General features: G+C 66.3%; 5 protein-coding genes and 2 pseudogenes. 3 read left to right on the plus strand and 4 right to left on the minus strand.

Annotation, left to right across the window (positions count from 1 at the left end; translation table 11 throughout):
• Window positions 1-354 (minus strand): transposase (locus AC07CM_RS49655; protein WP_478883174.1); only part of this gene is annotated, 354 nt, incomplete at its 3' end.
• A 623-nt stretch (window positions 355-977) separates the two neighbouring features.
• Between AC07CM_RS49655 and AC07CM_RS49660 the strand changes: the two are divergent.
• Window positions 978-1,738, plus strand: a pseudogene (locus AC07CM_RS49660) (transposase).
• Between the two features lie 327 nt (window positions 1,739-2,065).
• Complete coding sequence (locus tag AC07CM_RS49665; protein ID WP_478883175.1) at window positions 2,066-2,389, plus strand: histone-like nucleoid-structuring protein Lsr2; 324 nt, start codon at window positions 2,066-2,068, stop codon at window positions 2,387-2,389.
• Window positions 2,390-3,374: 985 nt separating this feature from the next.
• On the opposite strand, the gene AC07CM_RS49670 is transcribed toward AC07CM_RS49665, so the two are convergent.
• On the minus strand, window positions 3,375-3,857 hold the full coding sequence (locus tag AC07CM_RS49670; RefSeq protein WP_478883178.1) for a transposase: 483 nt from the start codon (window positions 3,855-3,857) through the stop codon (window positions 3,375-3,377).
• Window positions 3,858-3,863: 6 nt separating this feature from the next.
• Window positions 3,864-4,187: a hypothetical protein gene (locus tag AC07CM_RS49675; RefSeq protein ID WP_478883176.1), complete on the minus strand. Its 324-nt coding sequence runs from the start codon at window positions 4,185-4,187 to the stop codon at window positions 3,864-3,866.
• Between the two features lie 925 nt (window positions 4,188-5,112).
• On the opposite strand from AC07CM_RS49675, the gene AC07CM_RS49680 reads away from it, so the two are divergent.
• A complete protein-coding gene (locus AC07CM_RS49680) occupies window positions 5,113-6,588 on the plus strand; it encodes an MFS transporter (protein WP_478883177.1) in 1,476 nt (491 codons plus the stop codon).
• Window positions 6,589-7,734: 1,146 nt separating this feature from the next.
• On the opposite strand, the pseudogene AC07CM_RS49685 reads toward AC07CM_RS49680, so the two are convergent.
• Window positions 7,735-7,915, minus strand: a pseudogene (locus AC07CM_RS49685) (carbohydrate ABC transporter permease); the annotation flags it as partial.

The raw sequence follows: 7,915 nt of genomic DNA on the forward strand, positions 1-7,915 counted from the left end.
TCCGCAGTACTGCGGAGCCACGGCGACCGACATTCTTCCGTCCTTGGGCACCGACCCGTCGTCGATCACCCACGCCGTCGGGGCGATGAGCGGCAGCATGCGTTCGCAGATCCGTCGCTGCACGGGAACCGGGTCCCAGGTGGACTGGTTCACGAACTGCTGGAGGTTCTGCTCGTTGCCGTCCGGCAGCCGAGCGGCCATGGCCTGGATCGACTTGCGGCGGCCGTCCAGCATCAGTCCCCGCAGGTAGCAGTCGCCCTTGGCCCGCTGGTCCTTGCGTGGGACCGAGGCGAACACCTCAGCTACGTATAACGCCAACTTCGCCCGAACCCGGTTCACTTCATGTGAGTCCACCTATCCAACATGCCCAGGAACAGGCCGAACCGGAAGACCTAACGGAGTCCTATTAGGGTCATCACCCCTCTCGACGGGGAGTCCACAGAGGTGTACATACGGCCTGACTCAACGCCAGCCGGACCTCGTGGGCCCACCGCGACCGGTCGGTGCCGTATCGCACCTTGGGACGCCAGAAACTGTCCGGCGTCGTGCTCTCCCCGCTGCGCTCACATACCAGCGGGACAGAGTCGGCCGCCGCGTGGCCGCCGCTCCCGGACGGCACAGGCACATCCTGGCGCGCCTCGAGTGCGGCACCAGACTGGCCCCTGTGTGGCGAGGTCTGGAGGTCCGCTAGGGATGAATTCTGCCGGATTGGTGAAATGACGAACGCCGACGGCTCACACCCATCTGCCCGACAGCGCTTGAGGTTCGAATCCCGCAGCCGGCACACTCGTGTCTCATTCCCCCTAATCGCCCATTTCGCCTAATTGGTTCGCATTTTTGCTATATTTAGATGCGGACGCGGTGCTTCTGGGTAAGAAATAGGCACTGGCAGTACGCAACGTCCTCTTGTGATTGGTGCGTCTTGAGGGCCGCCCCTCAGACCTCGCCTTACACGGTGAGTTGGTCGTTGGGCTGCGATGGGGCGGGGTACATGGAGTTGGATTGTTCCGGATGGCTTGTGGGTGCTCGTCAGGCCGTTGATACCTGAAGACCGGGTACGGTCACAGGCGGCGGGAAGCAGAACACATATTTGAGACGCTGTTCGCGGCGATCATCTACGTGCTGGTGAGTGGCTTCGCTTGGCGGGCCCTGCCGCCGTGCTTCGGGATATCGAAGTCGACCGCACACCGCAGGGTTCATGATCTGGTCGCGAGCCGGCGCCTAGGGGCGCCTGCATGAAGCGGTCCTACCACCAGCTCGACGATGCGGGTCTCATCGACGCCTCTTGTGTAGTCTCCGCCTCGGCTCATATTCGCGCTAAAAAGAGGACGAACACACAGGTCCGATCCCCGCGGACCGGGGGGTAAGCCAGGCTCCAAGATGCACGTCCTGTCGAACACGAACGGACTGTCAGCGTCTCGGCCAGGAACGTCCACGACAGCGAAGCCCTGAAGCCCATGGTCGCGGGTATCCAAACGCAACGCGACCCGCATCGGGGCCGCTACCTCAGATCGAAGCGGCTCCACTCCGACAAGGCCCAAGAGATCCCCCACCTGCGGAAATGGATGTGTGGCAAACACGTTGGCGTCCGCATCACATGCGAGGGCATCAGTCCAGCGAACGCTTGGGCCTCCATTTCCTGACTGTCCGGATACCGCAGACTGAGCCCTCGCTACGAACGCCACCCCCGCAACTCGCCTTTCTCGGACTCGCCGCGGCCCTGTGCTGCTACAAGTGACTCCTCACATTCACCATGTAGGACACGGTCTTAGTTGGGGAACCTGTTAGCATCCTGGAGAGGGCGGCTGAGTGGCCGCGGAGCGCAGCAGTGTCGGGGCAGTTGAATTTCGGTGACTTTCACCAAGCTGCAATGGCGCCCTGGCTGGCTACTGACCCGTTGCGTCGTGACGCGAGGAACTCCCTCGGCATGGCGTTTTAGCGGCCCTTGTACCGGTTGAGCGGCGGCGCATGCCTGACGGGCTGCTCTTCCGCAACCACGGCTACCCGTCAGTATAGGATGGCCTGGACTCGTCAAGGAAGGAACCGCGCCACAATGGCTCAACGAGTGATCACTGTCGTCACTGATGACGTTTCCGGTGCAACGGGTGACGATATTGCGACGCACACGTTCAGTATCGACGGCATCTTCTATGAGATTGATCTCGGAGCCGACAACTATGACAACTTCCTTGAAGCGCTGTCGCCGTACATCAGCAAGGGTCGCAGGACCGAACCGGATGCCAAGCGCGCCCAGGGCAAGCGGCGCACCGCCAAGCCGGGGCCGGATCCGGTCAAAGTGCGTCAGTGGGCCAAAGAGCATGGTATCGATGTAAGCCCTCGCGGGCGCGTCTCCAGGGACGTGATTGAGAGGTACAACGCTGCTCACTGACGCCGCGAGGTCGAAACACGCATCGCAACCACATCGTTACTGGCGAGACGAGGTCGCCTCGCCGGGGCCAGGTCGGGCCGAGGGCGATCGTCGGGGATGGTCATGGTATCGACTGTGCCATTGCTGGTGGTGGAGTGGGCGCGGATCATACCGGCAGCAGCCGGGGCTTGCTGACAGCGTTGGCAGGACCGGGTCGGCAGTGGAGCGCCGACCCGGTTGAAGCGCGCCACGAAGATCTCAGCGCCCGTGGAAGGTGTCCTCGCGCGGCGTAGCACCACCTCCTCAGTGCGGAAGGTGACGTGACGAGTTCGTGCGATCCACCACCTTGCGGACCCACCGACGGAGGGATCCACGGCTTCGCGATCTCCCACAGCCTGCCCGGAACATCCAATCCCACGTCCCCGCCCCATGAAGGGACCAACTATCGCCCCGCAACGTAGAACGCGGTGTTACTGACCTCCCATCCAGTTGTCGGGGGTGACATCGCTAGTCCCTGCGGTACGCCGTGGCCATGCGATATGCGCAGGGTGATGGTCTCATCCCGTAGGGACAGGCCGCGCGAGAGCGGTTGCGCAGGCTGGCCCCCGATGGCTTTGCCGGGGGCGAGAGAAACACGGTGATTGCGGCAGAACTGCGAGACAAGGTCCGGTTGGCTGGAGCGATGTCGCCGGTCATGGCGCGAGGGAGGCCGAGGAGCACTGCGCCTTCGGGCTTGGTCAAACGGCCCACAGTCGACGACCGTGAACTCGCCGTACTCGAGCCGCTGCTGCTGGAAGGCGCGATGACTCAGGGCTGGGCCGATGAGCGCTGGACGCTCTCACGTGTGCGGCTGCTGAATCGCAGACCAGTTGGGAGTCTCGCTGTCGGCCCACCGGGGGGGAGTTGCTGCGACGGCACGACTGGTCGTGTCACCACCGTGCTCGGCGGGCGGTCGAGCGGGACGATGCTGCGGTGACTGGGCGGGTGAAGGAGTCCTAGTGGCTCGTCACGCAGCCTTGGCCGGGTAATGAGTCCATGATCGGATCGGTGAGTCGGGGGCGAAGTTGGTCTTCGGTTCGGCGCGGGTGTTGTGCCAGCGGACGTAGGCGGCGATGGCGGCGTTCTGTTCGTCGTGGCTGCGGTGGTCGGTGCCGTTGAGTGCGAAGTAGCGCAGGGCCGCGAACTCGGCTTCGATCCAGTTCAGCCAGGAGCCGTAGGTCGGCAGGAAGACCAGTTCGATGTCGTTGTCGGCCGCCCAGGTGGAGACCTCGGCGTGCTTGTGCGGGGAGAAGCTGTCCAGCACCACATACAGTTTCTGGCCGGGCCAGCGGGCGCGTAAGGACTTCAGGAGGGCGAGGAACTCCCGCCAGCGTTTGCGTGGGCGGATGCGGTAGTACAGCTTGCCGGTTGACAGGTCGAGGGCGGCGAGCATGTGCCTGACGCCGCTGTAACGGTTGTAGGTCGCCCGGAGCCTGCGCGGACGCCTCAGCGGTCCCTACGCCTTGCCCTTGCGGGGCATGAGGTTCAGCGGCCCGAACTCGTCGACGCATATCACCCGTCCGTCGGGGGGCGGGGTGTCGTACAGGGCCAGGATGCGGCGCATCTTGGCGATGAAGTCGGGGTCGGTGGATGCCTTCCAGGTGGTGGTGGTCTTCCAGGAGACCTTGCCGGCGTGCAGGATCCGGCGCAGGGTCTCCCGGCTGATGGCCGCGGTCACCTTCTGGTTGATGAGGTGGTCGGCGAGCTTGCTCAGGCTCCAGGTGGAGAACGCGGTGATCTCTAGCCGCGGGCAAACCCACCGCGGCGGCACTCGGGGCATGACTGGACTTTGAGGACGAAGCCGCTTTCTCGATGACGTCGCACCGCGCACGCACTTGGGCACCACGAGGCGGCACACCTCTGATGCGGATCAACGGCGCCTCAGCCGAGGGGCGGACACGGCCTGCTGGCATGAAGGCGAGCCTGAAAGACAGCCGGGCGGGGATCGCTACCGGGCTGCATGGGCTCAGCGTCCTTGCCGCATGCGCTGGCTGAGAGACCGGTTGGAGGAGCGGCAAGAGCGCCGCACCGGCGCCGGACCTGCCTCAGCCGGGGCCGTGGCTGAAAAAGCGAAGCCGCTGGGAACGCGCCCGGCCGCGCGGGAGCCGGGACCTGTGCCGCTGTCTGCTCACGGGTACGGCCCGCTTGGCCGCGCGGGCCAGGACAGTGGCGGTCGGCAGCAGCGGGGCGCAGGCCGCGAGCATGACGGTGGTCAATGCCTCCACAGGTTCGGCGGGGGCATGCGGGTTTGGCCATCAGGACAAGGTCGAGTTCACCCAGGTCGAGCAGTCCGGCGCCGCAGGGAAGCTCGACTAAATTGACGGGCAGCAGGCTGCGGGCGGGGAACCCCAGGCCAAGGCCGGCGCGGTGGCAGCGAGTACGGCGTCACCCCACCCACCGGCCCAGCACCGCTGCGGCCTGAGTGAAGCTCAACGACTCCGCCACCGCCAGAAACGTGCGCATCTGTTCTGGAGGAGGCCTGCCCCCTTTGCTAGGCCATGCATCACGAACCGCAATGGGAATTATTGTCTTGATTCGCTTTCTGAATTTATGGGGGGACCCAATGATGGAGATGCAGAGCCGACCAATGAAGGAGGCGCTTCGCCGTGACGAGGGCGGCCGACGAACCCGACCATCCGCCTACCGGACCGACACCCCCAATCCCGCACAGGCGAATCGATCCCGTGGTAGCCACGAAGCCTGCAATGCGTGGCCACCCAGCGAAGCTTCCCGTCTCCGGGAGGCGGGGCGCCGTAGTCGCCGCGCTCATGCTGGTCGTGGCGCTGGCGGCGCTCGATTCCACCGTCGTCTCCACCGCCGTTCCGCAGATCGTTGGCAGCCTTGGTGGATTCTCCTCATTCTCATGGCTGTTCGCCGGCTACCTACTCGCCGTGACAGTCTCTCTACCCGTCTACGGCAAGCTGTCGGACACCTTGGGCCGCAAACCGGTGCTCATCGTGGGCGCGGCGCTGTTCCTGCTCGGTTCCCTGCTGTGTGCCGGTGCGTGGAACATGGCGGCGCTGATCGCCTTCCGCATCGTGCAAGGCCTGGGGGGCGGCGCCCTCCAGGGCACAGTGCAGACACTCGCCGCCGACCTTTATCCCCCGTTGGAACGCCCCAGGATCCAGGCCCGACTCTCCACGGTCTGGGCGGTGTCCTCGATCGCTGGCCCACTTCTGGGCGGCATCCTCGCCGCCTACGCCGACTGGCGCTGGATCTTCCTGGTCAACCTGCCCATCGGCGCGGTGGCACTGTGGCTGATCATCCGCCACCTGAACGAGCCCAACCGCCCGCGGGCGGGCCACCCCCGTATCGACTGGGCGGGCGCGCTCGCCATACTCGCCTGCGGCGGCGTGCTGCTGACCGCACTGGTGCAGGGCGGCGTGGCCTGGCCATGGCTGTCAGCCCCCTCCCTCACCCTGTTCGCAACGGGACTTACTCTCGCCGCCCTCGTGGTCGTCGTCGAACGGCGGGCCCCTGAGCCCGTCATGCCCGGCTGGGTATGGCGCCGCCGCGCGATCGCCGCCGTCAACCTCGCCCTTGGCGCGCAGGGCCTGCTGATCGTGGCCCCCAGCCTCGTCCTGCCCACATACGCTCAGTCAGTTCTGGGGCTAAGCCCGGTGGCTGCCGGATTCGTCCTGTCGTCCTGGACGCTCAGCTGGCCGCTCTCGTCGTCCCTCAGCCAGCATGTCTACTCTCGCATCGGCATCCGCAACACCGCCATGGTCGGCATCGCGGCGGCCACAGTGACCCTGTTCACGTTCCCGCTCCTGCCCTACCCTGGCCAGACGTGGCAGCCGGTGTCCCTGATGCTGCTGCTCGGCGCCGCGCTCGGCCTGTTTAGCCTCCCGCTCATCATCGGCGTCCAATCTGCAGTGAGCTGGTCGGAGCGAGGAACGGCCACCGCCTCCATCCTCTTCTGCCGCCAAAGTGGCCAGACGATCGGTGCACCGGTCTTCGGCGCGATCGTCAACGGAGTGCTGTCCGCGCGGCTCGGCAGCGCAAACGACCTCGATTCAGTCACCCGCAACCTACACACCCAGACAGTGCCAGAGGCAACAAGGCTGGCCATCACGGACGCCGTCCACGCCGTCTACCTGGGCGCGGGATGCGCGGCAGTGCTGGTGTTCCTCGTCCTGCTGTTCCTGGCACCGCGCCGCTTCCCCGTAGCGACCGACTGACATTGCATGCCGAAGGCCACCTCCCGCCTTGCCCTGTCCTCTACGACAGGAGGCCGTCGGCGGCCGGGCCTGGCCTACGGCATGCCGCGAGGCCGCGGATACGGCGACCACCCAGCGGCAGCGGTGGGAGGCCGGTGGACGGGCCGGTTGGCCTCGGGTAGTGGCTTATGCAGGGAAGAGGTGGGCGGCAGGAGGGCGACGCCCAAGGCGGCGGAACGGGCGCGCAAGTGTTCCAGGCGGTGTTGGAAGCGGCCGTGAGCGAAGAGGCAATTGGCGTCGTGAGGCGGTCCGCTTCCTCTCTGTCACGGCCCGGGGGACGCGGCCGAGGACGTCGAAGCCAGCGCGGTGGTGGCGGCGCCGGTAGCCGCCGGTAGCGGCGCGGATCTCGCTGCAGGTTCGCTGCTGGTCCTCGTTATCGAGACCGGGTGCGGTGATGGTCTCCATCCGCAACTCAGGGGCGTCCTCGCCGACGAGGACGGCGACCCGGGCGCGGCAGACGGTCCGCGCATATGCAGCGTGGGACAGGGTGCGACACCGAACGGATCGCGCAGGGCCGGACGATCGGACAGCGGCCCATCCGGCGGGGGCGTCGGGCGGCGGGACGTAGGCATGGCGGCGGTGTCCCGTCCGTGCCCGGACCCGTGCGGTCGTCCCGGGCACGGCGTCGTGCGCGTCGGCGGGGCACGGGCCCCGGGCATATTTGAGGGGTGGTCACAACGTCTGCCGCATCGCGACATCCGTGTCGTCCAGGTGGCGACGCAGCCGCCAGGCCAGGACCGTGGCCACATTGTCGGCGTCGACAAACCCACGGCTTGGGACGGTGCCACCGAGGCTCGGGGCAGGTCGAAGCCAGCACGTTTGGCGGCGGTGAGGGCGGGCTGGGCGTCGGCGGCCATCAACGCGGCAGCACGACCGGGAGTCGGCGGTGGTGGCGCGCTCGGCGACGTCGGCGAACTCCGCTGAGAGACATCGGAGGTGTGGATTTCGCATTGCAGGGCGCTGATCGTCTCAGGCGCCGACAGTTGGGCGCGGCGGCGGGCAGCGATGGAGGCGAGGACGTCGTCGGGGTGGTCGCCGTCGTCGATGGCGGCGTAAAGCCGGTTGGTGCGTACCCGGCGGATCAGCTGCACGTAGAGGTTCTTTGGGTTATTTGATGGCTCCGGTGGTGGTGCCGGCGGCGACGAATTTTTGGGCGATGACGAGGAGGATGAGGGCGGGTAGTGATGCGAGGGCTGCTGTGGCCATGACGCTGCTCCAGTCGGTCACGTAGGAGCCGATGTACTGGTAGAGGCCGAGGGTGACGGGTCGGACGGTGTCGGTTGTGGTG

The organism is Streptomyces sp. NPDC044061 (genome assembly GCF_056434305.1).

What these genes read in the sequence shown, in the direction of transcription:
- AC07CM_RS49675 (WP_478883176.1), bottom strand. Translation starts at nt 4,187, where the DNA reads ATGCCCCGAGTGCCGCCGCGGTGGGTTTGCCCGCGGCTAGAGATCACC.
- AC07CM_RS49680 (WP_478883177.1), top strand. Translation starts at nt 5,113, where the DNA reads ATGCGTGGCCACCCAGCGAAGCTTCCCGTCTCCGGGAGGCGGGGCGCC.